Below are 487 nucleotides of genomic sequence, written 5' to 3'. Positions count from 1 at the left end.
GCCGGGCCCGGGCCGGCGCGGGCCGGGCGGCGCGCTCAGATTCGCGGCGGCCGGGGACGGCCCGGCGACGGACGCCGCGCCGGCGGCCCCGGAGGGCGGTGCGACGGGCCGCGCGGCACCCGCCGGGCCGGCGTCGGGACGCGCGGCGCCCCGGACGGGACCCGCCAGGCCAGGGTCGGGACGCGCGGCGCCCCGCGCCGGACCCGCCAAGCCAGGATCGGGACGCGCGGCGCCCAGGGCAGGACCCGCCAGGCCAGGATCGGGACGCGCGGCGCCCAGGGCAGGACCCGCCAGGCCAGGGTCGGGACGCGCGGCACCTCGCGCGGGACCTGCCAGGCCAGGATCGGGACGCGCGGGACCCGCCAGGCCGGCGTCGGGACGCGCGGCACCCCGCGCGGGACCCGCCAGGCCAGGATCGGGACGCGCGGCACCCCCCGCCTGACCCACCAGGCCAGGATCGGGACGCGCGGCACCCCGCGCAGGTCCG

At 84.8% G+C, this 487-nt stretch carries 1 pseudogene; it reads right to left on the bottom strand.

Annotated elements, in window-relative coordinates:
* Positions 1-35 precede the first annotated feature (35 nt).
* Positions 36-487: pseudogene (locus F6X68_RS34580) on the bottom strand (hypothetical protein); the annotation flags it as partial.

The organism is Micromonospora sp. AMSO12t (assembly GCF_008806585.1).
In the GTDB taxonomy this organism is placed as follows: domain Bacteria; phylum Actinomycetota; class Actinomycetes; order Mycobacteriales; family Micromonosporaceae; genus Micromonospora; species Micromonospora reichwaldensis.
The sequence above is the reverse complement of the archived record's forward strand: the minus strand, read 5'-3'. Positions and strand labels throughout refer to the sequence as shown.